Below are 25,207 nucleotides of genomic sequence, written 5' to 3' on the forward strand. Positions count from 1 at the left end.
GATGTCCTTTCCTCTGCTGACAGCGACGGCGGCGCTCCCGGCCCTCGGGGCGATCGCCACGGCCGCCATGCCGGCCGCGAGGCGCAACGCCGCCAAATCGCTGGCGCTGCTCGTCTCGCTGGCCACGCTCGTGCTCGCCGCGATCGTCCTGTTCCGGTTCGACCCGGACGGCGACCGCTACCAACTCACCGAGTCCCACGCCTGGATCAAGGACTTCGGCGTCAGATACGAGCTCGGCGTGGACGGCATCGCCGTGGCGCTCATCGCGCTCACGGCCCTGCTGATCCCCTTCATCATCCTCGCGGGCTGGCACGACGCCGACCCGCTGGAGACCGGAAACAAGCGGTGGCGGCCCACCCAGGGCTTCTTCGCCCTGATCCTGGCCGTCGAGGCGATGGTGATCATCTCCTTCGAGGCCACCGACGTCTTCCTCTTCTACATCTTCTTCGAAGCCATGCTCATCCCGATGTACTTCCTCATCGGCGGCTTCGGAGACCGTGCCCACGAGCACGGCGAGGAGGCGGCGTCCACGCAACGGTCGTACGCCGCCGTGAAGTTCCTCCTGTACAACCTGGTCGGCGGCCTGATCATGCTGGCCGCGGTGATCGGGCTGTACGTGGTCGCCGGGACCTTCTCGCTCCCGGAGATCGCCGAGGCCCGCGCCAACGGCTCGCTGGACATGGTGACCAGCACCGAACGCTGGCTGTTCCTCGGCTTCTTCTTCGCCTTCGCGGTGAAGGCGCCCCTGTGGCCGCTGCACACCTGGCTGCCGAACGCGATGCAGGAGTCCACCGCACCGGTCGCCGTACTGATCACGGCGGTCGTCGACAAGGTGGGCACCTTCGCGATGCTCCGCTTCTGCCTCGGGCTGTTCCCGGAGGCCAGCAAGTGGGCGACGCCCGCGATCCTCGTACTGGCGCTGATCAGCATCATCTACGGGGCGCTGCTCGCGGTCGGCCAGCGCGACATCAAGCGGCTGGTGGCGTACGCGTCGATCTCGCACTTCGGGTTCATCATCCTGGGCATCTTCGCGATGACCAGCCAGGGCCAGTCGGGCGCGACGCTCTACATGGTCAACCACGGGATCTCGACGGCCGCGCTGATGCTGGTCGCCGGCTTCCTGATCTCCCGGCGCGGCTCCCGGCTCATCGCCGACTACGGAGGCGTCCAGAAGGTCGCGCCGGTGCTCGCCGGCACGTTCCTGATCGGTGGCCTGGCCACGCTGTCGCTGCCGGGGCTCGCCCCGTTCGTCAGTGAGTTCCTCGTCCTGGTCGGCACGTTCGCGCGCTACCCGGCGATCGGGATCATCGCCACCGTCGGCATCGTCCTCGCCGCGCTCTACGTCCTCGTCCTCTACCAGCGGACGATGACTGGCCCGGTGAAGGCCGAGGTCGAGGGGATGCCCGACCTGAGGGTGCGGGAACTTGTGGTGGTCGCCCCGCTGGTCGTGCTGTTGATCTTCCTGGGCGTCTACCCGAAGCCGCTCACCGACATCGTCAACCCGGCGGTCGAGCACACCATGTCCGACGTACAGAAGAAGGACCCCCAGCCCGAGGTGGAGGCGGCCAAGTGAGCGCAACAGCCGTCCACAGCCTGTGGACAACGGCGGCGGATCCGATCACGAAGATCGACCCGCCGAAGATCGAATACGGGCAATTGTCGCCCACCCTGATCGTCATCGGAGCGGCGATCGTCGGGGTCCTGATCGAGGCCTTCGTGCCACGCAAGGCCCGCTACTACGCCCAGGTGTTCGTGTCCGTCGTCGCCCTCGCCGCCGCCTTCGCCGCGGTCATCGGGCTCGCGGCGGGCGGATACGGCACCACCAAGGCGGGAATCGCGGCGATGGGAGCCATCGCCGTCGACGGACCGTCCCTGTTCCTCCAGGGCACGATCCTGCTGGCCGGCCTCCTCGGCGTGTTCACCTTCGCCGAACGGCGCCTCGACCCCGAGACGCACGGCAACAAGGTCGACTCCTTCGCCGCGCAGGCCGCCTCCGTGCCCGGCAGCGACAGCGAGAAGGCCGCGGTGAAGGCCGGGTTCACCACCACCGAGGTGTTCCCGCTGCTGCTCTTCGCCATCGGCGGCATGCTGATCTTCCCGTCGGCCAACGACCTGCTGACCCTGTTCATCGCCCTGGAAGTCTTCTCGCTCCCGCTGTACCTGCTGTGCGCCGTGGCCCGCCGCAAGCGCCTCATGTCGCAGGAGGCCGCGGTCAAGTACTTCCTGCTCGGCGCCTTCGCCTCCGCGTTCACCCTCTTCGGCATCGCCCTGCTGTACGGCTACTCGGGCTCGGTGAACTACGCGACGATCGCCAAGGTCGTCGACGGCACCATCACCGAGGTCACCCCCGCGCTCGCCGACACCACGGGCAACGACGCGCTGCTGCTCATCGGCACCGCCATGGTCGTCATGGGCCTGCTGTTCAAGGTGGGCGCGGTGCCGTTCCACATGTGGACCCCGGACGTGTACCAGGGTGCCCCGACGCCGGTCACCGGCTTCATGGCGGCGGCCACGAAGGTCGCGGCCTTCGGCGCGCTGCTGCGGCTGCTCTACGTCGTCCTGCCCGGCCTGCGCTGGGACTGGCGGCCGGTCATGTGGGCCGTGGCGATCGTCACCATGCTGGGCGGCGCGATCGTCGCGATCACCCAGACCGACATCAAGCGACTGCTGGCGTACTCGTCGATCGCGCACGCCGGCTTCATCCTCGCCGGTGTCATCGCGACCTCCCCCGACGGCGTCTCGTCGGTGCTGTTCTACCTGGGCGCCTACTCCTTCGTGACGATCGGCGCGTTCGCCGTGGTGACCCTGGTGCGGGACGCGGGCGGCGAGGCCACCCATCTGTCCAAGTGGGCCGGGCTCGGACGCAGATCACCGCTGGTGGCGGCCGTGTTCGCGGTGTTCCTGCTGGCCTTCGCGGGCATTCCGCTCACCTCCGGCTTCGCCGGGAAGTTCGCCGTGTTCAAGGCGGCGGCGGAGGGCGGCGCGGGCGGGATCGTCGTCGTCGGTGTGATCTCGTCGGCGATCGCCGCGTTCTTCTACATCCGTGTGATCGTGCTCATGTTCTTCAGCGAGCCGCGCCCCGAGGGGCCGACGGTCGCCGTGCCGTCGCCCCTGACCATGACGGCGATCGGCGTCGGTGTGGCGGTCACGCTGGTGCTCGGTGTGGCGCCGCAGTACTTCCTGGATCTGGCGGGGCAGGCGGGAGTGTTCGTGCGCTGACGCTCCGCTCGTCCGACAGACACACGGTAGGACCCGGCTCCTTCGAGGGCCGGGTCCTACCTGTGCGTTACGCCTTGACGAGATCCGATCAGGCGGACGGCCGTGGATCGTCGGCGGAGTCGGCGTGCGCGGGGCCGCGACCAGGGGGAGCACGGCCGTCAGGGCGAGGGCGCAGGCGGCCTTGAGCGGAGACATACAAGGGGCTCCTTGCGGCCCCCCTGCGGCCCCTTGCGAAGGCGCTGGTCGAACGGCAGTCGGTCGTGGTGGGCACGCGGGCCTCCCCCGACCCGCGTCAGCAGGCTGGCCGGGCCGACCCGGGCCTGCCAGGCGGGGCGGGGCGGGCGGGGCGGGTCATCGGGCTGTACCGGGGATTCGAGGCACCCCGAAGGGTGGAGCCTGTGGATAACTCCGACGCTGTCGGTGCGGGCGCCTATCGTGGCAAGGGCTGGAGGAACCACAAGGAACCAACGGGCGGCGCGGGACACACGGGGGACAGGCGATGACAGGGACGGGCGGGACGGGCGTGATGACGGTGGAAGAGAGCGGTACGGCCGGGACGGGTGCGTCCCCGGGCGCGCCGCGAGCGGGCACGGGAGCGGGCACGGTCGAGCCGGGAGTGGGCACCGTGGCAGCCGGAGTCAGGCAGCCGCAAGTGGGCGCGAGCCTGCCGGGAGACAGCGAGGCACTCGCCGTCCTCAACCGGGTCTTCGGATACGACGCCTTCCGTGGCGAGCAGGAAGCCGTCATCGAGCACGTCGTCGCGGGCGGCGACGCCGTCGTGCTCATGCCGACCGGCGGCGGCAAATCGCTCTGCTACCAGATTCCGGCCCTGGTCAGACCCGGCACGGGCATCGTGGTCTCCCCCCTGATCGCACTGATGCAGGACCAGGTGGACGCGCTGCGAGCGCTGGGCGTACGCGCCGGGTTCATCAACTCCACGCAGGACTTCGACGAGCGGCGCGTCGTGGAGGCGGAGTACATCGCGGGGGAGCTGGACCTGCTGTATCTCGCCCCGGAGCGGCTGCGACTCGACACCACGCTGGACCTGCTCTCACGCGGCAAGATCTCCGTCTTCGCCATCGACGAGGCGCACTGCGTGTCCCAGTGGGGCCACGACTTCCGGCCCGACTACCTGGCCCTGTCACTGCTCGGCGAGCGCTGGCCGGACGTCCCCCGCATCGCGCTCACCGCCACGGCCACCCACGCGACCCACCGGGAGATCACCGAACGGCTGGTCATGCCGACGGCCCGGCACTTCGAGGCCAGCTTCGACCGGCCCAACATCCAGTACCGGATCGTGCCCAAGGCCGACCCGAAGAAGCAGCTGCTGTCCTTCCTGCGACAGGAGCACACGGGCGACGCCGGCATCGTCTACTGCCTGTCGCGCAACTCCGTGGAGCGCACCGCGGAGTTCCTCAGCAAGAACGGCGTCCAGGCGGTGCCGTACCACGCGGGACTCGACGCGGGCACGCGCGCGGCGCACCAAGCGCGGTTCCTGCGCGAGGAAGGGCTGGTGGTGGTCGCCACGATCGCCTTCGGCATGGGCATCGACAAACCCGATGTACGATTCGTCGCCCACCTCGACCTGCCGAAGTCCGTGGAGGGCTACTACCAGGAGACGGGCCGCGCCGGGCGCGACGGACTGCCCTCCACGGCATGGATGGCGTACGGGCTGAACGACGTCATACAGCAGCGCAAGCTCATCCAGGGAAGCGAGGGCGACGAGGCGTTCCGGCGCCGGGCCGCCGCGCACCTGGACGCCATGCTCGCGCTGTGCGAGACCGCCCAGTGCCGACGAGGACAGCTGCTGCGGTACTTCGGCCAGGAGCCGGAGCCCGGCGGCTGCGGCAACTGCGACACCTGCCGCACCCCGCCGGAGACCTGGGACGGCACGGTCGCCGCACAGAAGGTGCTGTCCACGGTGGTCCGACTCCAGCGGGAGCGGGGGCAGAAGTTCGGAGCCGTGCAGATCGTCGACATCCTGCTCGGGCGGCGCACGGCCAAGGTGATCCAGTTCGACCACGACCAGCTGTCCGTGTTCGGCATCGGCGAGGAACTGGCCGAGGGCGAATGGCGGGGCGTCGTCCGACAGATGCTGGCACAGGGGCTGCTGGCGGTCGAGGGCGAGTACGGCACGCTGGTGCTCACCGAGACGAGCGGGGCGGTGCTGCGGCGCGAGCAGGAGGTGCCGCTGCGCAAGGAACCGAAGAAGCCGGAGACACCGAAGGCGGCCTCTGCCCGGGGCGAGCGCAAGCCCAAGGCCGCGGCGGTCGAGCTGCCCGAGGAACTGCAACCCGTCTTCGAGGCCCTGCGCACCTGGCGCGGAGAACAGGCCCGCGAGCAGGGCGTCCCCGCGTACGTCATCTTCCACGACGCCACGCTCCGCGAGATCGCCACACTGCGACCCACTTCCGTGGCCCAGCTCGGCGGCATCAGCGGCATCGGCGAAAAGAAGCTGGCGACGTACGGGGAGGGGGTGCTGGGGGTGCTGGCCTCGCTGGGCGGGGCGACGCCGGACGAACCTTCGGTCGCCGAAGCGGCCGTAGGCCCGGTGCACGAAGCGGGCCACGCGGACGCGGACGACGCCTTCGACTGGCCGGACGTCGAGCCGGAACCCGAGCCGGACGACTGGGCGTAGGAGACGAGCGATGGACCAGCGGGACGAGCCGGCGCGGCCGGACGGGGAGGGACAGCGGGACGAGCCGGCGCTGCCGGGCCGGGAGGGGCAGCGGGACGCCGTCGTGGCCGTGCTGCGCCGGGGCGATCGGGTGCTCGTCATCGAGCGCGGCCCGGAGGCCAGGCGGTCGGGCTACTGGGCACCGCTCAGCGGAAAGGTCGAGCCGGGCGAGAGTCAGGCGGAGGCCTTGGTCCGGGAGGTTCGAGAAGAGGTCGGACTGAAGGTGTCCCCGCTGGCCAAGGTATGGGAGTCGGAGACGGACGACCGGCGGTTCCGGCTGCACTGGTGGACCGCGGACGTGGCGGAGGGAGAGGTCGTGGCGCAGCCCGGCGAGGTGAGCGACGCGCGGTGGGTGACGGTGGGGCAATTCCTGGAACTGGAACCGACCTTCGCCGAGGACCGGCAGTTCTTCGAGCGGGTGCTTCCGGAAATATGAGTGGCCGGGCGGCCGCACCGAACACGCCCGGCCTCGCCGTGGACGCCGTATCCGGCGCCCCCGGGCCTTACCGCTGACAACAGCCCGTCGGCCGGCCGGCTGGGACCGGGCCGAGCAGGGCGACTGGTGCCGTCACAGAGCGCGTGACGCGTACGCCCTCACGTCGGCGTCCGGGTCCTTGGTGGCTGTGCTGAGGGCCGTGCGGGCGTTCTCGTCGGGCGTGTGCCGTGTGAGGGACAGGACCGCTGCCTTGCGGACGTCGGCGTTTGGGTCGGCGAGGGACCTGGTCAGGGCGTGGACCGCCACGGACGGATCCGCCGTGGCGAGGGCGGTGGCCGCGCCGGCACGGACCTGCCAGGCCTCGTCGTCCAGGGCCTCGACGGCCCGGGCGCTCAGCGGAGCCGGGCAGGGGGCGGAAGCCAGCGAGCCGAAGGCGGCGCCGCGCACCAGGGGATCCGGGTCCTCGGTGAGCCGGTGCAGGGCGGTCCGCGCCGGGTGGCCCGCGTCGACGCCGGCCAGCGCCTTGGCCACGGTGACCCGCACCTCACGGGACGGGTCGCCCGCTGCCCGGGCCAGCGACTCCGCCGCGTCGACCGAGACGAGCGCGCGCACGGCCTCGATGCGGACGGAGATCTCCGCGTCGGTCAAAGCCCCGGCGAACAGTGCGGCGTCGCCGAGCCGCAGGGCGCGCAGCACGTCGAGCGCGGCGGCGCGGACGACCGGGTCGGGCTCGGACAGGGCGGCGGCCAGGCCGTCGCGCAGGGCCGGTTCGGGTGGCAGCGTCTCGACGAGTTCGCGCAGTGACGCGGCCGCCGCGGCGCGGACCTCGGCGGCGGTGTCGCGCAGCGCCTGGGCCAGGGCCGGACCCGTGCCGGTCGGCAGAGTCTCGGTCAGTACGGCCACGGCCTCGCGACGGACGGCGGGGGCGGGGTCGGTCAAGTACGGCCGCAGGGTGGCGAGTTCGGGCTGCTCCTCGGCGAGGGCAACGAGTTCGAGGAGGCGGGTGGAGGAGGGCGCGGGGGTGGGTGGGGAGGGGAGGGGGAGGGGCCCCCTCCCCGAGATGAAGTCCGATCCCGATCCCGAGTCCGACCCCGAGTCCAACCCCGCCCCCCAGTCCAAGCCCGACACCGCCCCCGAGCCTTCCCCACCCCCAACCGCCTCTACTCCCGCCTCTACTCCCGCCCCCACTCCCGAAGCCACCGGCGCCCGCTCCCGGGACCCCGCCGTCGCCACGTTCTCCGGATGTACTTCGCCGAGGTGGCGCGACGGGCCGCCGACCGGAGTGAAGTCGTCGAGCGGGACCAGATAGGGAGCCACGGGCCGGGCCGTGAACTCCATGGCGCCGGAGGGGGACTTGTGGAGGTCGAGGTGGTGGAACCAGGAGGTGTCGTCGCGGTGGGGGTGGTCGAGGCGGTCGTGGTAGAGGCCCCAGCGGGACTCCGTGCGGGCCAGGGAGGCGCGGGCTGCCATTTCGGCGCAGTCGCGGATGAAGCTGACCTCGGCGCAGCGCATCAGTTCGTGCGGGGTGCGGGCGCCCATCGCGGCGATGTCCGTGTGCATGCGGTCGAAGGCCTCCAGGGCCAGCGACAGTCGTGCGCCGGATTTGGGTGGGGCGACGTAGTCGTTGACGAAGCGGCGCAGTTTGTATTCGACCTGGGGCTGCGGGGGGCCGTCCGGGTTGCGCAGCGGGCGGTAGATCAGGTCGTGGGCTTCGTGGAGCTGGTCGGCGGGCAGTTCGCCCTCGTACGGCGTGTACTGGGCCGCGTCCGCGCCCGCGAGGTCGCCGAAGACGAACGCGCCGATCATGTAGTTGTGCGGGACGCAGGCCAGGTCACCGGCGGCGTACAGGCGGGGGACGGTCGTACGGGCGTGGTCGTCCACCCGGACACCTGAGGCCGAATGGCCGCCGCACAGGCCGATCTCCGAGATGTGCATCTCGATGTCGTGGGTGCGGTAGTCGTGGCCGCGGCCGGAATGGAACGTGCCTCGGGTGGGGCGTTCCGTGGAGTGCAGGATCGATTCCAGGGCCGAGATCGACTCTTCGGGGAGGTGGCTGAGTTTCAGGTAGACGGGGGCCCGGTCGGAGGCGATCTCGGCGGCGAACTCCGCCATCATCTGGCCGGACCAGTAGTCGGAGTCGACGAAGCGTTCGCCGTGCCGGTTGACCTGGTAGCCGCCGAAGGGGTTGGCGACGTAGGCGCAGGCCGGGCCGTTGTAGTCCTTGATCAGCGGGTTGATCTGGAAGCACTCGATGCCGGTGAGTTCGGCGCCCGCGTGGTACGCCATGGCGTAGCCGTCGCCCGCGTTGGTCGGGTTCTCGTAGGTGCCGTACAGGTAGCCGGAGGCGGGCAGGCCGAGGCGGCCGCACGCGCCGGTCGCGAGGATCACCGCGCCCGCGCGGACCGTCACGAACGCGCCGGTGCGCGTGTTGAAGCCGACCGCCCCCACAGCGCGGCCCTGCGCCGTGAGGACGCGTACCGGCATCACCCGGTTCTCGATGCGGATCCGCTCCCGCATCTCGCGCCGCCGCAGCTGCCGGTACAGGACCTTCTTGACGTCCTTGCCCTCGGGCATGGGCAGGACGTAGGACCCTGAGCGGTGGACCTGGCGGACCGCGTACTCGCCGTGCTCGTCCTTCTCGAACTTCACCCCGTACGACTCCAGTCGCTGCACCATCGCGAAGCCGCGGGTGGCGGTCTGGCGGACGGTGGACTGGTCGACGATGCCGTCGTTGGCGCGGGTGATCTCGGCGACGTAGTCGTCGGGTTCGGCGCGGCCGGGGATGACAGCGTTGTTGACGCCGTCCATGCCCATGGCGAGGGCGCCGGAGTGGCGGACGTGGGCCTTCTCCAGGAGGAGGACGTTCGCGCCGTGCTCGGCGGCCGTCAGCGCGGCCATCGTGCCCGCGGTGCCGCCGCCGATGACGAGGACGTCGCAGGTCAGCTCCTCGGCGTCGGTGAGGGCGGGGATCTGCAGAGGCGTGTGCGCAGGGGTGTTCGCGGGGGTGGTCACCGGTGGGCCTTTCAGGTACCGAGCGAGGTGAGGACTTCGCGGCGCAGGGCCGCGCGCGCCGGGTCGTCGTGCGCCGTGCGGTCGCGGGGGCGCGGTATGTCGCGTACGGCGGTGAGGCGGCCCGCGCCGAGGAGCGCCACGCGGTCGCCGAGGTACAGGGCCTCGTCCACGTCATGGGTGACGAAGACGACGGTCGCGCCCGTGCCGTGCAGTACCTCGACCAGCAGGTCCTGCATGCCGGCCCGGGTCTGGGCGTCGAGCGCGCCGAACGGCTCGTCCATCAGGACGGCGCGCGGGCGCCCGGCGAGGGCGCGGGCCAGCTGTGCGCGCTGGCGTTGTCCGCCGGAGACGTGGTGCGGCAGCTGCCGGGCCTGGTCGGCGAGTCCGACTCTGGCCAGCCATGACTCGGCCTGGGTACGGCGTGCGGCGCGTGGTGTTCCGGCGATGGCGAGCGGCAGTTCGACGTTCGCGCGCAGGGTGCGCCACGGGAGGAGGGCGTCCTCCTGGAAGACGAGGGCGCGTTCGGCGCTGGGGCCGGTCAGTGGGCGGCCGTCCTGGGTGATCTCCCCGGTGAGCAGGGGCAGCAGGCCGGCCAGGGTGCGCAGCAGCGTGGACTTGCCGCAGCCGGAGGAGCCGACGACGGTGAGGATCTCGCCGGGTACGACGTCCAGGTCGACGCCGGACAGGACGGGCGCGCCGGGGCGGCCGAGCCCCGCGTCGGTGAGGGTGAGGCGGGTGCCGCGTGCGGTCGGCGGCGCCTCGGCCGCCGTGGCGGTGGAGATCTCAGACGAGGTGCTCATCGCGTGCCTCCTCGGTCTGGGACGCGGTTCCCTTGCGTACGGGGTCGGTGGCGGGCGTCCCCGCGGTGGCGGCTGGTGGCATGCCGCCCGCCTTCGGCCGTCGCGGCGGGACGTACGACGTGGACGTGCGGGGCAGCCAGTGGGTGAGGCGGCGGCCCAGGACTTCCACGGCTGTCGAGGTGAGCCAGCCGAGGACGCCGATGGTGGCCATGCCGACGAAGACGCCCGGGTAGTTCACGACGGTGTAGTCCTGCCAGGTGCGGTACCCGACGCCGTACTGGCCGGAGATCATCTCGGCGGAGATCACACAGATCCAGGAGACGCCGATGCCGACCGACAGGCCGCCGAAGATGCCGGGCAGGGCGCCCGGCAGGACGACCGAGCCGAGCACCCGCCACCGGCCGCCGCCCATCGTGCGGACCGCCTCCTCCCACACCGGTGTCAGCGCGCGGACGGCGTGCCGGGTGGAGACGAGGACCGGGAAGAACGCGGCGGTGAAGGTGATGAAGACGATGCCCTGTTCGTTGGAGGGGAAGAGCAGGATGGCCACGGGGACCAGGGCGATCGCGGGGATCGGGCGGGCGACTTCGAGGACCGGGCCGAGCAGGTCCTCGGCGAGTCGGGAGCGGGCCACGAGGACGCCGACGGCCACGCCGAGGACCGCGGCGAGCAGGAAGCCGCTGAGGATGCGGGTGAGGCTGTCGGTGAGGTCGGTCCAGTAGTCGGGGCCGGTCAGCCGGTCGGCGAAGGCGCGGGCCACGTCGGTGACCGTGGGGAACTGCGAGAAGCGCAGCCAGAGGTCGACGTCCAGGCTGGTCAGCAGCTGCCAGAGGCCGAGGGCGGCCGTCAGCGAGGCCGCCCTCAGTGCGTACCGGGTCACGACGCCTGCTTCAGCGCGTCGGCGTAGGTGATGACGCGGGCGCCGGTGTGCTCCGCGATGTACGCCTTCGCTGTCGCGGGGGCCACGAAGGGGAGCAGGTTCTCGCCGTCCGCGACCCACACCGCCCGGTCGGCGAACCACAGGGTGCCGGTGGTGGCGTCGGGTACGTAGGCGGCGCGGATGCCGTCCTTGTGCTGTGCGACGTAGGCCAGCAGTTCGGCGGGCGTCTTGAAGGGGCGGGTCTCGGTGGCGTCCTTCGGCCAGACCTCGCTCGCGGCCGGCGGCGGGGTCGAGGAGAGGCGCTCGGCGTAGTCCTGGCCCAGTGCCTTCTTGACGTAGCTGTCGTCGACGAAGGAGTCCACGTCGACGTCGCCGGTCAGCTTCGCCGCCTTGAGGATCGGTACGTCCTTCTTCAGGGCGGAGACGAGCTGCGGTTTGACGGCCGGGTCGAAGGTGGAGATGCCGTGGGCGCCGTTGTAGAGGTAGACCACCTCGGCGGGGAGCTGGGTGGCGTCGGCGACCTTCTCGGCGGCGGCCACGGGGTGTTCGTCGAGGTAGTCGGTGGCCTGCGCCTGGGCCTTGAGGAAGGCGTCGACGACGGCGGGGCTCCGCTTCGCGAAGTCCTCGCGCACGGTGACGCCGTGGAAGGTCGGCAGGTTCAGCTGCGCGCCGTCGTACAGGGCCTTCGCCTTGCCCTGGTAGGCGAGCAGGCCGGGCCAGGCGACGAACTGCGAGAGCGCGTCCGTGCTGCCGGAGGCGAGGGCCGAGGCGCCGACGGCCGGCTGCTGGTTGAGCTTCTCGATGTCCTTGTTCGCGTCCAGGCCGATGCGTTGCAGGGCTCGTACGAGGGTGCCGTCGGCCGCCGAGCCGATGCTCGTGGAGACCTTCTTGCCCTTCAGGTCTTTCAGGGAGGCGAGCTTCGAGTCCGGTGCGGTGACGATGGTGTTGAGGCCGCCGCGGAGGTTGTAGCCGGTGACCGAGATCAGGTGCGTTGGCTTGCCCAGCTGCTTGCCGCGGGCCGCGTTGATCAGCAGTGGGAAGTCGCCCATCGAGCCGATGTCGATCTTTCCGGCGGTCATCTGGGCGGTGATGGGGGCGCCGGTGGCGTAGTCCTGCCAGTCGACCTTGTAGGTGTGGCCGTCGTGGAGGGCGTCGAGCTGCTTCTCGAAGTAGCCGAGGGAGCGGAGCAGGGTTCCGGCGGTGACCGTGTTGATGGTCTTGGACTGGTAGCCGACGTGGACGGTGATCGTGGAGCCGTCGCCTGCCTCGGCGCTGCCGCCGCAGGCGCTCAGCGGGAGGAGGAGAAGGGTGGTGGAGACGGCAAGTGCGGTGCGCTTCATGGAGTTCGGTGCCTCTCAGCGGGCTGGGCTGGTCGCCGGAGCTGGTTCAGCGGAGCAAATAGGGCATGTTGACCGTCACGGCGCCGGTGGGGCAGCGGGCCGCGCACGGGCCGCAGTACCAGCACTCGTCGACGTGCATGTACGCCTTGCCGTTGCTCTCGTCGATGGCGAGGGAGTCCAGCGGGCACATGTCCACGCAGAGCGTGCAGCCGTCGATGCACTTCGACTCGTCGATGGTCACGGGCACGTCGGCCCGCTGGGGCACCAGAGGCATGGGTGTCTCCAGGAATGTGCGAGCAGGGATTGTCAGAGGGACCGGTGCAGCAGGCCGCTCATGGTGATGCGGTCGCCGCGGAAGCGGATGAACTCCAGGTCGACGGGGCGGCCGTCGGCGAGGTGAGTGAGGCGCTCCAGCATGAGGACGGCCGCGCCGCGCGGAGCTTCCAGTACGGCGGCGGAGTTGGCGTCCGCGTTGACCGCCTCCAGCGTGATCTCGGCGTGGCCGAGGCGCTGTCCGGTGATGGCTTCCAGCAGGCGGAAGACATCGGTGTTCTCCAGGTCGGCGTCGAGCAGGGCGGTGCCGAGGTCGAGCGGGATGTAGGTGAGGTCGAGGGAGAGGGGGAGGCCGCCCAGGCGGCGCAGACGTTCGATGTAGAGGACGTCGGTGCCTGTCGGTACCCGGAGGCGGTCGGCGACCGGGGCGGGTGCGGGGACGGGGCCCATCGTGCGGACCTCGTTGGTGACGTGGCCGTGTTCGCGGAGGGTTTCCGCCAGGCCCATGAGGCGGTCCAGGCCGTGGGGGTACTTCTGGGCGACGACGACCGTGCCGACGCCGGGCTGGCGTTCGACCAGGCCCTCGGCGCGGAGCAGGTCGAGGGCCTGGCGGACGGTGTTGCGGGAGGCGCGGTAGTCGGTGGCGAGGATCGACTCGTGGGGGAGGGCGCCGCCCGGGAAGCCGGCGGTCAGGAGTTGGTGGCGGAGGAGGTCGGCGAGTTGCCTGGCCCGGTCCGCGCGCAGCCGCCGCCGGTGGGCGGCGACGGTGGTCGCGCCTTGGCCGGCGTGGTCGCGGATACGGTCGGTGGGCATGTCCGGAACCATACCGATGAGGTAGGGAATCAAGTGTTGCCGAAGTGTTGCGCCACCTGACGCTCCGCCGGATACGCCGCTGACCTGCGGTGTTTCCTGGAGTGTGAGGAAGATCTGCCAGTCTGGGGTGATCCGCGGGTGGCTGGTTCGGGTTGGTGCGCAGCCGGTCCGTCGTGGGTGGTTCGTCTTTGGCCCGTACGGGTCCGTCGTGGGCGGTTCGCCTCTGGTCCGTACAGGTCCGTCGTGGGTGGTTCACCTTTGGTCCGTACGGGGTCGGGGGCGCGCCGGGGGGATCCGTCCTCAGGCCGGCGGGGAATCGGACTGCTGGAAAAAGTCCGACCAGTTGACGCGTCGGCCACTGCGAGCGGACACCCCGGCACCCCCCGGCCCTCGGCCCCCGGCCCCCGGCCCCCCGGCACACCCCCACGGCGCCCTGGCACACCCCCTCCCTCGCCGTACGCGGCTGCCCTGCCGCCCCAGGTGGTCGTGCCGTACGTACGCCGCCGTCGCCTCAGTCGCCTGCCGCGATCCTGCCCGTCACCTCGCCCAGGCCCACCTTTGTGCCGTCGGGGCCCGGGGCCCAGGCGGTGAGGGTGACCTCGTCGCCGTCCTCCAGGAACGTGCGCTTGCCGGTGGGGAGGTCGAGGGGGTCGCGGCCGTTCCAGGTGAGTTCGAGGAGGGAGCCGCGTTGGGCGGGGGCGGGGCCGCTGACCGTGCCCGAGCCGTAGAGGTCGCCCGTGCGGAGGGACGCGCCGTTGACCGTCATGTGGGCCAGTTGCTGGGCGGCCGTCCAGTACATCGTGGAGAAGGGGGGCTCGGAGACCGGGTGGCCGTTGATGGAGATGGTGATGCGCAGGTCGTAGCCGCCCGGGTCCTCGGTGGCGTCGTCCAGGTAGGGGAGCAGGTCGTGGGTGCGGGGCGGGGGTGTCACGCGGGCCGCGTCCAGGGCGTCCAGGGGGGTGATCCAGGCGGAGACGGAGGTGGCGAAGGACTTGCCGAGGAAGGGGCCGAGAGGGACGTACTCCCAGGCCTGGAGGTCGCGGGCGGACCAGTCGTTGAGGAGGCAGAGGCCGAAGACGTGGTCGCGGTAGGAGGACAGGTCGACCGGGGTGCCCATGGCGGAAGGCTTGCCCACGACGAAGCCGACCTCCGCCTCGATGTCCAGGCGGATGGACGGGCCGAAGACCGGCGCCGGGTCCGTGGGTGCTTTGCGCTGGCCGGAGGGGCGTACCACCTCGGTGCCGGAGACCACAACCGTGCCTGATCGGCCGTGGTAGCCGATGGGCAGGTGCTTCCAGTTGGGGGTCAGGGGGTCCTCGGAGTCGGGGCGGAAGATCTTGCCGACGTTCCGGGCGTGGTTCTCCGAGGCGTAGAAGTCGACGTAGTCCGCCACCTCGAAGGGGAGGTGGAGGGTGACGGAGGGCAGGGGGTGGAAGAAGGGGGCGATCGTCTCGCGGTGGGAGGGGACCGTCACCCAGGCCGTCAGGGCCCGGCGGACGTCCGACCACGCGGTGCGGCCGGCCGCGAGGAAGGGGGTGAGGGTGGGGTGGGCGAGCAGGGCGCCGTACGGGGAGCCGAGGGCCTGTGCCGCCGCGGCCGCGTCCAGGACGTGGTCACCGAGGCGGACGCCCACCGTGCGGGTGTCGGAGCCGGCCGGGCTGAACACCCCGTAGGGGAGGTTGTGCGGACCGAAGGGGTGGCCTTCGGGGACGTCGAAGGGGTCGCCCTCGGGGGCATCGAAGGGGGGCATTGGTGCTGCCTCGCTCTCGTGTTCTGCCGTCGTTCCGTCTGGTCGCGCCACACGTTACGGGGAGGTGACGGGAACGGGGAGTGTCTGAAGAGTTCACAATGTCCTGTTAAGGGGGGTCGGATCCGGAAATTCTGGCTTAGCGTCCTGTGAGGGACGCGGACGGGGTGGGTCCGGGTCCGGTAGGGGGGACACGTGGGGGGACCCGTGGCCAGGAAGTCCGGGAACGGGCCGATCCCTGTGGATCGGGATGTTCCGGGGCTCATCGTCAAGTTCGGCGGCTATCCGCTGCACCACGGCGGGGTCGGTGCGATCCGCAGTCTCGGGCGCCTTGGTGTGCCCATGTACGCGATCACGGAGGACCGGTACACGCCGGCCGCCGTCTCCCGCTATCTGCGGCGGGCGTTCGTGTGGCCGACCACGGGCACCGAGGAGCCCGAGGAGCTGGTGGAGGGGCTGCTGCGGATCGGGCGGTCCATCGGACGGCCGACCGTGCTCGTGCCCACCGACGAAGAGGCCGCCGTTCTCATCGCCGAGCATCAGGGGGAGTTGGCCGAGCGGTTCCTGTTCCCGCGCGTCGACGCCGAACTGCCCCGGCGGCTCGCCAGCAAGCAGGGGCTGCACGAACTGTGCGCCGAGCACGGGATACCCAGCCCGGCGGCGGCCTTTCCGCAGTCGTACGAGGAGATCGAGCGGTTCGCCGAGCGTGCGCGTTTCCCGCTGGTGGCCAAGAACCGGGAGGCCTTCGAACGGCGCAGGCGGCCCGCTGTCAACGGCACCACGCGCATCGCCACGCGGGAGGGGCTGTTGCGGCTCGCCCGGGACTGGGGTGAGCGGCCGGGGGTGATCCTCCAGGACTATCTGCCCCGGGAGGACGCCGAGGACTGGATCGTGCACGCCTACTTCGACGCGCACTCCATGCCGCGCGCGTTGTTCACCGGGGTGAAGGTGCGGTCGTGGCCGCCGCACGCGGGCATGACGGCGAATGCCTACATAGTCGACAATCCGGAACTCGCTGACCTGGCCGCACGTTTCATCAAACAGATCGGCTTCAGTGGCGTCGTCGATCTGGATCTGCGCTTCGACAGAAGGGACGGGCAGTACAAGCTCCTTGACTTCAATCCGCGGATGGGCGCGCAGTTCCGGCTCTTCGAGAGTGAGGCCGGGATCGATGTCGTGCGTGCCATGCATCTCGATCTGACCGGGCGTTCGGTGCCGGAGGGGGAGCAGCTCACCGGGCGTCGTTACATCGTGGAGAACATCGACCTGCCGGCCCTGCTCGCCTACCGGCGCAGCGGGTACACCACACCGCACGCGCCCGCCCACGCGAGCGGTACGGAGCTGGCCTGGCTCGCGGGTGACGACCCGCTGCCGTTCCTCACGATGCTCGCGCGCTTCGTGCGACCGGGCGCAAATCACCTCTGTCAGCTGTGGCGGACCAGCCGCCGCGGCAGCACTCATGTCCGCCCGCCGGTGGGCAACTGAGCAACGCGTCACTCGCACCACACGGCCACTCGCACCGCACGCACCACACGCACCACACGCACCACACGAAGTACGCACATCGCGTCCTGGGGAGGGACTTCGTGATTCAACCGGTAGCAGTCATCGGTGCCGGGCCGTTCGGTCTGTCCACCGCCGCGCATCTGCGCGCGCGGGGCATTCCGGTACGTGTCTTCGGCGAACCCATGGTGAGCTGGCGCGACAACATGCCCGCCGGGATGCTCCTGAAATCAACCCCGGCAGCGTCCGGCATCGACGCCCCGCAACGCGGAAACACCCTGGCCGACTACTGCGACGCGGCGGGCATACCGCGCCTGGTGACCGACGAGGACATCATCCCCGTCGAGACGTTCATCGCCTACGGGGAGTGGTTCCAGCAGCGGCTCGTGCCCGAGCTGGAGCGGGTGCGGGTCGTCTCCGTGGACCGCGGTCGTACTGAAGGTGCCGGATTCGAACTGAAGCTGGACTCGGGCGAGTTGTTCACCGCGCGGGCCGTCGTCGTGGCCAGTGGGCTCTTCGGGCTCGCCCACCTTCCGGGTGAACTCGCGGGGGCCGCCGTCGACGGACCCACCCCCACCGGGCCCGTCTCGCACAGCTCCCAGCACCACGACCTCGCCCGGTTCGCCGGCAAGGATCTGATCGTCGTCGGCGCGGGCCAGTCCGCCCTGGAGACCGCGGTACTGGCGGCCGAGGCCGGCGCCAAGGTGCGCGTGGTGGCGCGCGGCCGGGGCGCGGTGGACTTCGGCGCGCCCCCGTGGAAGCAGCCCCGGCTGCGCCCCGAGTCCCCCTTCGGCCGCGCCTGGTCGCTGTACGCGCTCAGCTACTACCCGCAGCCGTACCGCCACCTGCCCGAAGCCACCCGGCACTACCTGGTCCGCCGGGTGCTCGGCCCGCTCGGCGCGTGGTGGCTGCGCGAGCGGTTCCAACGCCACGTCCAGGTACGGGAGGTGGCGCGGGTCGTGCGGGCCGGTGTCGTCGACGGGCGTCCGCTGCTCACCGTGCGGAGCCACCAGGGCCGCATGGAGGAGCTGTCCGCCGATCACGTCATCGCGGCCACGGGGTATCGCGTCGACCTCGGCGCGATGGGCTTCCTCGGGCACGAGCTGCGTACGGAGCTTGCGGTGAGCCGGGGGACGCCGAGGCTGGGTGCGGGATTCCGGTCCTCCATGGCGGGGTTGTACTTCACGGGGTTGCCCGCGGCGGCGTCGTACGGGCCGGTGATGCGGTTCGTGTGTGGGACGGGGTTCGCTTCGCCGCGGTTGGCTCGGCACTTGGCCGCCGCGCATGGGTGAGTCGGCGTGAGCCCGGGTGGGGCTGCGGTTCGCGGGCGGCGGCTCGCATGCGGTTGATCGCGCGGTTCCCCGCGCCCCTTGGGAGCGCGGTCCGCAGCCGCTCGGGTGAACAGCGGTTCGGGAAAGGGGTGTTGACGAGGGGGAGCCGTGTGAGGGTCGGGATACCGGACGTCGTCCGGTACGCGTCGAACCGATGGGGCGCCGCATCCGTATTCTCTGATCATGGCCGCTCCCACCGCATATTCGCTCATCGCCACCGACCTGGACGGAACGCTCCTGCGCAGTGACGACACGCTCTCCGACCGGTCCCTCGCCGCGCTGGCGCGGGCCACGGGGGCCGGTGCTCAGCACCTCGTGGTGACGGGGCGGCCGGCGCCGAGAGTGCGACCGCTGCTGGAGGACCTCGGCAGCAGGGGGCTCGCGGTGTGCGGACAGGGCGCGCAGTTGTACGACGTCGGCGCGGACCGGCTGCTCTGGTCCGTCACCCTCGACCGGGAGCTGGCCGAGACCGCGCTCGGCAAGATCGAGGCGGAGGTCGGACAGGTGTACGCCGCCGTCGACCAGGACGGGGTCGACGGCCTGACCCTGATCGAGCCGGGCTACCTCATGCCGCACCCCACGCTGCCCGCCGTCCGCGTGCCGCGCCGGGACGACCTGTGGTGCGAGCCCATCAGCAAGGTGCTGCTGCGCCATCCCTATCTGTCCGACGACGAGTTGGCGTCGGCGGCACGCATGGCGGTCGGTTCGCTGGCGACGGTCACCATGTCGGGGCCCGGCACGGTCGAGCTCCAGCCGTGCGGCATCACCAAGGCCACCGGCCTCGCGCTCGCCGCCGAGCACCTCGGGCTGACCCCGGAGGTGACCATCGCCTTCGGGGACATGCCCAACGACATCCCCATGTTCGACTGGGCCGCCCACGGAGTCGCCATGGCCAACGCCCACCCCGAGCTCAAGACCGTCGCCGACGAGGTGACCCTCTCGAACGAGGAGGACGGGATCGCGGTGGTGCTGGAACGCCTGTTCCCCTGAGTCCGCCGACCCAGGGGAACAGGGAACGGGCAGTGCCCGGCGGGCCCTAGTACGCCCCGAACACGTTGTCGATCGAGCCGTAGCGCGCGGCGGCGTAGTTGCACGCCGCCGTGATGTTCGCGACGGGGTCGAAGGGGTCGTCCGCCGTGCCCGCCACGTGGTACGCGGCGAAGGTCGGGTCGATGACCTGCAGGAGCCCCTTCGACGGGGTGCCCGCGGCGGCGTTGGAGTCCCAGTTGTTGATGGCCTGCGGGTTGCCCGACGACTCCCGCATGACGTTGCGGTAGATCCCGTCGTAGGACCCGGGGATCCCGTTCCGCGCCATGATGTCCAGCGACTCGCGGATCCAGCCGTCCAGGTTGTTCGGGTACGTCGTGACGGACGCGGGGGTCGCCTTGACCGCCCCGGTCGACGCGGAGGTGGTGGCGCTCCTGGTCGTCGTCGCCGTCGTCGCCGTCGTCGTCTTCGTCGCCTTCGCCTTCGCCGTCTTCAGCGACAGCTTCAGGCCCGGGCGGATCAGCCGCGGGTTGCTCCCGATGGCCTTGCGGTTGTCCTGGTAGAGCTGTCGCCAGCCGCCCCTCGTGTCGTACCGGTGGGCGATGGAGGACAGGGTGTCGCCGCGGACCACGGTGTACGTGCGCGGCATGACCTGTATGGCCGTCGGCGCCGACTGGACGGCGGACCGTGCGGCCGACTGGATGGAGGCGGCGGTCGCCTGGGTCGGCTGGGCGGCGCTCGCGGTCGTCGCGGCGGTGAGCGGGAGGGCGAGTGCCACCCCTCCCGTGCCGGCGGCGACCACGCCACGGGTGAGCGGGTTGGTTCTGGGGCGGCGGTGTTTGCCTCGTCCGGGCATGGTGCGTTCCTCTCCGACGCCTGCGAGGTGAGCTGTCGGGTTCGGGCAGGAGATAGCCCGGCCGCGTAGGTCGCAGAGCGCACCGGACCGGCCGTGCATGCACGGAACCGGGCTGTGCGAACTGCGCGCGGCTTCACCCCGAGCCGGTCCGGTGGGGAAGTCGGGCCGGCGGACTTACCTGGGTCCCCCGCTCCTGCCGTGCGTGGATGAGTGGTCAGTGGGGAGTCCGGGCGGCGGCAGGATTCGGCGTTCCGTCCGGATGGCGAAGTGAACGTATGCGAGAGCACATGACGGGAACAAGCCCCGAAATTCGCTTAAGGGCTATTTGACCTTGGTCTTGGTGGAAATGGCGGGCTGGTCGGGGTGGGGGAATGGTGCTCAACTTGCCTTCCGCAAAGGGCGGGAGAGGTGGGAAGGTCGGGGTGGGGAATTGGGTTCGCGTGACTCAACTCACGGAACTATTCGGGCGAAGTGAAATGTAGAGCAAGAATTCGGATAGTAGGGATGAGATGTTCGAGTCGGTAGATATTCGGGCATATCGGCCGATCGTGAGCATCGGGGTCGCGAGGGGGCGTGATCCGATACCGCCCGGGTCGAACCCGTGGGCGCTAGCGGTGATCGAAAGGTGACCGGATACGCTGACTCGAGTGATGGCAGCGACAGATCGACAAACCATGTCATCGACCGTGAGACCGACCTAGACCGACCGTGTGACCGTCAGCAGACGTCAGCAGACAGGAGAACCCTCGTGACCGTCGTCGAGCCGTTTGGGCTGAGCGCGCGGGACCAGGCTCTCGAAGCCGATGTCCAGGCCGGACTGGCGGCCGTCGAGGAGGGTCTGCTCGAGGCCACCAAGAGCGAGGTCCCCTTCATCCAGGAGGCCGCCCAGCATCTGCTGCGCGCGGGCGGCAAGCGGTTCCGGCCGCAGCTGGTGATGCTCGCCGCGCAGTTCGGTGACCCGTACGCGCCGGGTGTCGTCCCCTCGGCGGTGGTGGTCGAGCTGACGCATCTCGCCACGCTGTACCACGACGACGTGATGGACGAGGCCGACGTGCGCCGGGGCGTGCCGAGTGCGAACGCGCGCTGGGGCAACTCGCTGGCCGTGCTGACCGGGGACTTCCTGTTCGCCCGGGCCTCGCACGTCCTCGCCGACCTCGGGCCCGACGCCGTCCGCATCCAGGCCGAGGCCTTCGAGCGGCTCGTCACCGGGCAGATCCTGGAGACCGCCGGACCGCGCGACGGGCGCGACCCGATCGACCACTACCTCGATGTGCTCGGCGGCAAGACCGGGTCGCTGGTGGCCGTGGCCGGGCGGCTCGGCGCGATGACGGCCGGCGCGGACGAGACCGTGGTCGACGTGCTCACGCAGTACGGCGAGCGGCTCGGGGTCGCCTTCCAGCTCGCGGACGATGTGCTCGACATCGCGTCCGACTCCCACGAGTCCGGGAAGACGCCGGGGACGGATCTGCGCGAGGGTGTGCCGACCATGCCGGTGCTGCGGCTGCGGGAGCGGGCGGAGCGGTTGGGGGTGGCGGAGGACGTCGCGCTCTGCGAGCTGCTGGACTCCGATCTGAGCGATGACGCGCGGCACGCGGAGGCGTTGGCCCGGCTGCGGGTGCATCCTGCGCTGGAGCAGGCTCGGCGGGACACCGTTCGGTATGCCGAGGAGGCGCGGGGGGTGTTGGCGCCGTTGCCCGAGTGCGGGGCGAAGGCGGCGTTGGTGGAGCTTTGTGATGCGGTGGTGCATCGGGCCGGGTGAGTTACGGGGCCGGGAGAGGGCTTCGCCCCCGCGGCCCCTACCCGTCCCGTCCCTGGGGCTGTGCCCCCGGCCCCCTTGTCTTCGTCGTCTGGCCGCCCGTTGTGGCCGCTCGTTGTGGTTGCTCGCTGTGGTCGCTCGCGCCCGCGCGGCGGAGCCGCACATCGGAGAGTGGCCCGCGCCCCTTACGGGAGCGTCCCTTAGGGCCCCGTCATCCCGTAGATGTACGCCTAGTTGATCCCGCAGGGTGACGCTTCTCGGCGGCTGATTTGGTGACATGAGAGCACCACTCCTCACCGATTCGGGTGAGAATGGCGGCTCGGAATGGACGCCGCCGCCGACGACGGAGGTAAGGCACACATGGCACCGTACGAAACCGACGACAGCGCGGCCGTCGCCGCGGCCGAAGTCGACGAGGCGCGGGCGATGCGGCGACGCAAGGCCGCGCGGTACGTCGTTCCGGTCACCGTGGTGGGCTTGGCCGCGGCGACCATCGGGCTCGTCCCGGCCTTCGCCGGCTCCGGTGACCCCGATCTGCCGAAGATCAGCGCGCAGGAACTCATCGAGAAGATCGCCGCCTCGGACGTACAGCAGATCTCCGGGACGGTGAAGATCAGCACGGATCTCGGCCTGCCCGACCTGGGCGGTCTGGCGAGCAGCCTCGGGTCGGCACAGGGCGGCGACGGCGCGTCCGCCGACCCCTCGTCCAAGCTGCTCGAACTCGCCTCCGGTACCCACACGTTGCGGATCGCCGCCGACGGGCCGGACAAGCAGAAGCTGTCACTGCTCGACGAGGCCGCCGAGTACAGCGTCATCCACAACGGCGACGACGTATGGGCGTACGACAGCGCCTCGAACGAGGTGTTCCACTCCACCGACGCCAAGTCCGAGGAGGGGAAGGGGCACAAGGGGAGCCCCGAGGAGATGGCTGACGACGTCACTCCGCAGAAGCTTGCCGAAGAGGCGCTCAAAGCCGTCGACGACACCACCTCCGTGACCGTGGACGGGACCGCGCAGGTCGCCGGGCGGGACGCGTACAGGCTGGTCATCGAACCGAAGCAGTCCGGTTCCACGGTCGGCGCGATCTCGATCGCCGTCGACGCCAAGACGGGGCTGCCGCTGAAGTTCACGCTGACCCCGACGAGCGGCGGCTCGGCCGTCGTGGACGCCGGCTTCACGAAGGTCGACTTCTCCGCGCCCAGCGCCGCCACCTTCGACTTCACACCCCCCAAGGGCGCGAAGGTCACCGAGGAGGAGGACGCGGTCGAGAAGTCCGGCCACCACGACAACAAGAGCGACGGCTTCCACGACTCCGCCACGAAGGGGCAGGAGGAGGAGTTCGCCGACGGGCTCGGCGGGCCCGGCGGGCTGAAGACCATCGGCAAGGGCTGGACCTCCATCGCCACGTTCGACAGCGGCAGCGAGGGCGGCGTGCCCACCGAGGGCACCGGCGACGGCCGCGTCGACGGCTTCCTGAACTCCCTCGGCGACCAGGTCAAGGGCGACTTCGGCTCCGGCACGGTCTTCTCGACCCGGCTGATCAACGTCCTCTTCACCGAGGACGGCAAGGTGTACGCCGGCGCGGTCACCAAGGGCGCGCTGGTGAAGGCGGCGAACGCGGCCGAGTAGGCCGCAACCGTTCTCGTGGAGCGAGGGAGCCCATGGAGGAACTGTCCACCGCGGACCCGGACACGGCGGTGATCGCCACCCGCGCGCTCACCAAGCGCTACCGCGGTGGGCAGCTCGCCGTGGACGGGCTCGATCTGACCGTCCCGGCGGGCAGCGTCTTCGGCTTCCTCGGGCCCAACGGCTCAGGAAAGACCACCACCATCCGCATGCTGATGGGCCTGATCGAGCCGACGTCGGGCACGGCACGCGTGCTCGGACAGCCGATGCCGCGCGCCTCCCGGACCGTACTGCCGCAGGTGGGCGCCCTCATCGAGGGCCCCGCCCTGTACGGCTTCCTCTCCGGCCGCGACAACCTGCTGCGCTACGACGCCGCCGACCCGACCGCCGACCCGCGCACCCGGCGTACGCGCGTCGCGGCCGCGCTGGACCGGGTCGGGCTGACGGCGGCCGGCGGCAAGAAGGCGAAGGCGTACTCGCTGGGCATGAAGCAGCGGCTCGGGCTGGCGGCGGCGCTGCTCCAGCCCCGTCGGCTGCTGGTCCTCGACGAGCCGACGAACGGCCTCGACCCGCAGGGCATGCGGGAGATCCGCACCCTGGTGAGGGAGTTGGCGTCCGACGGGACCACCGTCTTCCTCTCCTCGCACCTGCTCGACGAGATCGAGCAGGTGTGCACCCATGTCGCCGTCATGGCGCAGGGGCGGCTGATCACTCAGGGCCCGGTGGCCGACCTGGCGGCCGGCACGCGTGGCCGGCTCGTCGTCACCACGCCCGACACGGCGGACGCGGCCCGGGTGCTCAAGGAGCAGGGCGTCGGCGATGTCGTGGTCGCGGAGACGGCGGAAGGCGCCGAGGGCCGGGTGACGGGGGAGGCCCCGCCGCCCGAGCGGGAACTCGCCGAGCTGGTCGGAGCGTTGGTCGAGGCGGGGATCCGTGTGCGCGGATTCGGACTGGAACGGGCCTCGCTGGAGGACGCGTTCGTGGCGCTGACGGGGGAGGGATTCGATGTCGCGGGCTGAGGTCGCGGATGTACGTGCCCCTGCCGCCGTGGCCACGCGCGCGCCGAGCCCGCTCTGGACGTTCGGCCTGTTCCGCAGCGAGCTGGTCACCACGTTCCGGCGCTGGCGCACCCTCGCACTGCTGGCCGTGCTCGCGGCCGTACCGATCCTCGTCGGGATCGCCGTCAGGATCGAGACGGGTGACGGGGGCGGGGGCGGCGGCCCGGGTGGCGGAGGCGGCGGAGGCGGCGAAGGACCCGCGTTCATGGCGCAGATCACCAACAACGGGCTGTTCCTGGTGTTCACGGCGCTGGCCGCGACGCTCCCCTTCTTCCTCCCGATGGCCATCGGCGTGATCGCGGGCGACGCGATAGCGGGGGAGGCGAACGCGGGCACGCTGCGCTATCTGCTGGTGGCCCCGGCGGGCCGCACCCGCCTGCTGCTCGTCAAGTACGCGACCACGATGACGTTCTGCCTCGTCGCCACCCTCGTCGTGGCGGCCTCCGCGCTCGCCGTGGGGGCGCTGCTGTTCCCCCTGGGCGATCTGACCACGATCTCCGGCACCCGCATCAGCTTCGCCGAGGGACTGCTGCGGGCGCTGCTGATCGCGCTGGTCGTGGCCGCGTCACTGATCGGGATCGCGGCCCTCGGCCTGTTCATATCGACGCTCACCAACAGCGGCGTCGCGGCGATGGCGACCACGGTCGGGCTGCTCATCACCGTCCAGATCCTCGACCAGATACCCCAGCTCGACGCCCTCCACCCGTACTTCTTCTCCCACTACTGGCTCTCCTTCGCCGACCTGATGCGCGAGCCGGTCTACTGGGACGACCTCCGGCGCAACCTCGGCCTCCAGGCCCTGTACGCGGCGGTGTTCGGCTCGGCGGCGTGGGCGAGGTTCACGGCGAAGGACGTCACGGCGTAGCCGCCACGGCGGCCGGGCCGACGGGACG

General features: G+C 70.9%; 19 protein-coding genes and 1 riboswitch. Of the genes, 11 read left to right on the forward strand and 8 right to left on the reverse strand.

The annotated features are described in order from the left end of the window. Window position 1 precedes the first annotated feature (1 nt). The 4 genes from SGFS_RS34645 (at window position 2) to SGFS_RS34660 (ending at window position 6,332) form a co-directional block, all read left to right on the forward strand. Window positions 2-1,573, forward strand: coding sequence for an NADH-quinone oxidoreductase subunit M (locus SGFS_RS34645; protein WP_286256122.1), 1,572 nt, complete (start codon window positions 2-4; stop codon window positions 1,571-1,573). Next, window positions 1,570-3,219: an NADH-quinone oxidoreductase subunit NuoN gene (nuoN, locus tag SGFS_RS34650; protein ID WP_286256123.1), complete on the forward strand. Its 1,650-nt coding sequence runs from the start codon at window positions 1,570-1,572 to the stop codon at window positions 3,217-3,219. The genes SGFS_RS34645 and nuoN overlap by 4 nt, the downstream gene beginning before the upstream one ends. Before the next feature lie 526 nt (window positions 3,220-3,745). Then, complete coding sequence (recQ, locus tag SGFS_RS34655) at window positions 3,746-5,857, forward strand: DNA helicase RecQ (RefSeq protein ID WP_286256124.1); 2,112 nt, start codon at window positions 3,746-3,748, stop codon at window positions 5,855-5,857. Window positions 5,858-5,867: 10 nt separating this feature from the next. Then, the gene (locus SGFS_RS34660) at window positions 5,868-6,332 is read left to right on the forward strand and encodes an NUDIX domain-containing protein (RefSeq protein WP_286256125.1); all 465 of its coding nucleotides are present in this window, start codon (window positions 5,868-5,870) and stop codon (window positions 6,330-6,332) included. Between the two features lie 132 nt (window positions 6,333-6,464). Here the strand turns inward: SGFS_RS34660 and SGFS_RS34665 are convergent, their stop codons facing one another. The 7 genes from SGFS_RS34665 to fahA form a co-directional block, all read right to left on the reverse strand. Continuing rightward, window positions 6,465-9,344 (reverse strand): fumarate reductase/succinate dehydrogenase flavoprotein subunit, encoded by a 2,880-nt coding sequence (locus SGFS_RS34665; RefSeq protein WP_286256126.1) that lies wholly within the window; start codon window positions 9,342-9,344, stop codon window positions 6,465-6,467. 11 nt (window positions 9,345-9,355) lie between these two features. Beyond that, window positions 9,356-10,144 (reverse strand): ABC transporter ATP-binding protein, encoded by a 789-nt coding sequence (locus tag SGFS_RS34670; protein ID WP_286256127.1) that lies wholly within the window; start codon window positions 10,142-10,144, stop codon window positions 9,356-9,358. After that, complete coding sequence (locus tag SGFS_RS34675; RefSeq protein WP_286256128.1) at window positions 10,128-11,024, reverse strand: ABC transporter permease; 897 nt, start codon at window positions 11,022-11,024, stop codon at window positions 10,128-10,130. Before SGFS_RS34675 ends, SGFS_RS34670 begins: the two co-directional genes overlap by 17 nt. Further along, on the reverse strand, window positions 11,021-12,364 hold the full coding sequence (locus SGFS_RS34680) for an ABC transporter substrate-binding protein (RefSeq protein ID WP_286256129.1): 1,344 nt from the start codon (window positions 12,362-12,364) through the stop codon (window positions 11,021-11,023). Before SGFS_RS34680 ends, SGFS_RS34675 begins: the two co-directional genes overlap by 4 nt. 46 nt (window positions 12,365-12,410) lie before the next feature. Next, window positions 12,411-12,638 carry a 4Fe-4S dicluster domain-containing protein gene (locus tag SGFS_RS34685; RefSeq protein ID WP_030790138.1) on the reverse strand — a complete coding sequence of 76 codons (228 nt, stop codon included), beginning with the start codon at window positions 12,636-12,638 and terminating at the stop codon, window positions 12,411-12,413. 32 nt (window positions 12,639-12,670) lie between these two features. Further along, window positions 12,671-13,450 (reverse strand): GntR family transcriptional regulator, encoded by a 780-nt coding sequence (locus SGFS_RS34690; RefSeq protein ID WP_286256130.1) that lies wholly within the window; start codon window positions 13,448-13,450, stop codon window positions 12,671-12,673. Between the two features lie 511 nt (window positions 13,451-13,961). Beyond that, complete coding sequence (fahA, locus tag SGFS_RS34695; RefSeq protein WP_286256131.1) at window positions 13,962-15,200, reverse strand: fumarylacetoacetase; 1,239 nt, start codon at window positions 15,198-15,200, stop codon at window positions 13,962-13,964. A 204-nt stretch (window positions 15,201-15,404) separates the two neighbouring features. Between fahA and SGFS_RS34700 the strand changes: the two genes are divergently transcribed. The 3 genes from SGFS_RS34700 to SGFS_RS34710 all read left to right on the forward strand — a co-directional run bounded on the left by SGFS_RS34700 (window position 15,405) and on the right by SGFS_RS34710 (window position 19,021). Further along, on the forward strand, window positions 15,405-16,682 hold the full coding sequence (locus tag SGFS_RS34700; protein ID WP_286256132.1) for a carboxylate--amine ligase: 1,278 nt from the start codon (window positions 15,405-15,407) through the stop codon (window positions 16,680-16,682). 101 nt (window positions 16,683-16,783) lie between these two features. Beyond that, window positions 16,784-17,992, forward strand: a complete 1,209-nt coding sequence (locus SGFS_RS34705) for an FAD-dependent oxidoreductase (protein WP_286256133.1) — start codon at window positions 16,784-16,786, stop codon at window positions 17,990-17,992. A 222-nt stretch (window positions 17,993-18,214) separates the two neighbouring features. Continuing rightward, window positions 18,215-19,021 carry an HAD family hydrolase gene (locus SGFS_RS34710; protein ID WP_286256134.1) on the forward strand — a complete coding sequence of 269 codons (807 nt, stop codon included), beginning with the start codon at window positions 18,215-18,217 and terminating at the stop codon, window positions 19,019-19,021. Between the two features lie 46 nt (window positions 19,022-19,067). Here the strand turns inward: SGFS_RS34710 and SGFS_RS34715 are convergent, their stop codons facing one another. Next, window positions 19,068-19,874 (reverse strand): transglycosylase SLT domain-containing protein, encoded by an 807-nt coding sequence (locus SGFS_RS34715; protein WP_286256135.1) that lies wholly within the window; start codon window positions 19,872-19,874, stop codon window positions 19,068-19,070. Between the two features lie 2 nt (window positions 19,875-19,876). Beyond that, window positions 19,877-20,093: riboswitch (cyclic di-AMP (ydaO/yuaA leader) on the reverse strand. A 529-nt stretch (window positions 20,094-20,622) separates the two neighbouring features. Between SGFS_RS34715 and SGFS_RS34720 the strand changes: the two genes are divergently transcribed. From SGFS_RS34720 to SGFS_RS34735, 4 genes are all read left to right on the forward strand, one after another. Then, a complete protein-coding gene (locus SGFS_RS34720) occupies window positions 20,623-21,633 on the forward strand; it encodes a polyprenyl synthetase family protein (RefSeq protein WP_286256136.1) in 1,011 nt (336 codons plus the stop codon). A 357-nt stretch (window positions 21,634-21,990) separates the two neighbouring features. Then, window positions 21,991-23,259: a LolA family protein gene (locus tag SGFS_RS34725; RefSeq protein WP_286256137.1), complete on the forward strand. Its 1,269-nt coding sequence runs from the start codon at window positions 21,991-21,993 to the stop codon at window positions 23,257-23,259. Between the two features lie 32 nt (window positions 23,260-23,291). After that, on the forward strand, window positions 23,292-24,275 hold the full coding sequence (locus SGFS_RS34730) for an ABC transporter ATP-binding protein (RefSeq protein WP_286256138.1): 984 nt from the start codon (window positions 23,292-23,294) through the stop codon (window positions 24,273-24,275). Further along, on the forward strand, window positions 24,262-25,179 hold the full coding sequence (locus tag SGFS_RS34735) for an ABC transporter permease (protein ID WP_286256139.1): 918 nt from the start codon (window positions 24,262-24,264) through the stop codon (window positions 25,177-25,179). Before SGFS_RS34730 ends, SGFS_RS34735 begins: the two co-directional genes overlap by 14 nt. Window positions 25,180-25,207: the final 28 nt, after the last annotated feature.

The sequence above is a fragment of the Streptomyces graminofaciens genome (assembly GCF_030294945.1).
GTDB classification, from domain to species: domain Bacteria; phylum Actinomycetota; class Actinomycetes; order Streptomycetales; family Streptomycetaceae; genus Streptomyces; species Streptomyces graminofaciens.

Bases quoted from the DNA above. Each gene is read 5' to 3' on its own strand.
- SGFS_RS34645 (WP_286256122.1), top strand. From the start codon at position 2: ATGTCCTTTCCTCTGCTGACAGCGACGGCGGCGCTCCCGGCCCTCGGG.
- SGFS_RS34680 (WP_286256129.1), bottom strand. From the start codon at position 12,364: ATGAAGCGCACCGCACTTGCCGTCTCCACCACCCTTCTCCTCCTCCCG.
- SGFS_RS34710 (WP_286256134.1), top strand. From the start codon at position 18,215: ATGGCCGCTCCCACCGCATATTCGCTCATCGCCACCGACCTGGACGGA.
- SGFS_RS34725 (WP_286256137.1), top strand. From the start codon at position 21,991: ATGGCACCGTACGAAACCGACGACAGCGCGGCCGTCGCCGCGGCCGAA.
- SGFS_RS34660 (WP_286256125.1), top strand. From the start codon at position 5,868: ATGGACCAGCGGGACGAGCCGGCGCGGCCGGACGGGGAGGGACAGCGG.
- SGFS_RS34685 (WP_030790138.1), bottom strand. From the start codon at position 12,638: ATGCCTCTGGTGCCCCAGCGGGCCGACGTGCCCGTGACCATCGACGAG.
- recQ (WP_286256124.1), top strand. From the start codon at position 3,746: ATGACGGTGGAAGAGAGCGGTACGGCCGGGACGGGTGCGTCCCCGGGC.
- SGFS_RS34735 (WP_286256139.1), top strand. From the start codon at position 24,262: ATGTCGCGGGCTGAGGTCGCGGATGTACGTGCCCCTGCCGCCGTGGCC.
- SGFS_RS34730 (WP_286256138.1), top strand. From the start codon at position 23,292: ATGGAGGAACTGTCCACCGCGGACCCGGACACGGCGGTGATCGCCACC.
- SGFS_RS34670 (WP_286256127.1), bottom strand. From the start codon at position 10,144: ATGAGCACCTCGTCTGAGATCTCCACCGCCACGGCGGCCGAGGCGCCG.
- fahA (WP_286256131.1), bottom strand. From the start codon at position 15,200: ATGCCCCCCTTCGATGCCCCCGAGGGCGACCCCTTCGACGTCCCCGAA.
- SGFS_RS34690 (WP_286256130.1), bottom strand. From the start codon at position 13,450: ATGCCCACCGACCGTATCCGCGACCACGCCGGCCAAGGCGCGACCACC.
- SGFS_RS34715 (WP_286256135.1), bottom strand. From the start codon at position 19,874: ATGCCCGGACGAGGCAAACACCGCCGCCCCAGAACCAACCCGCTCACC.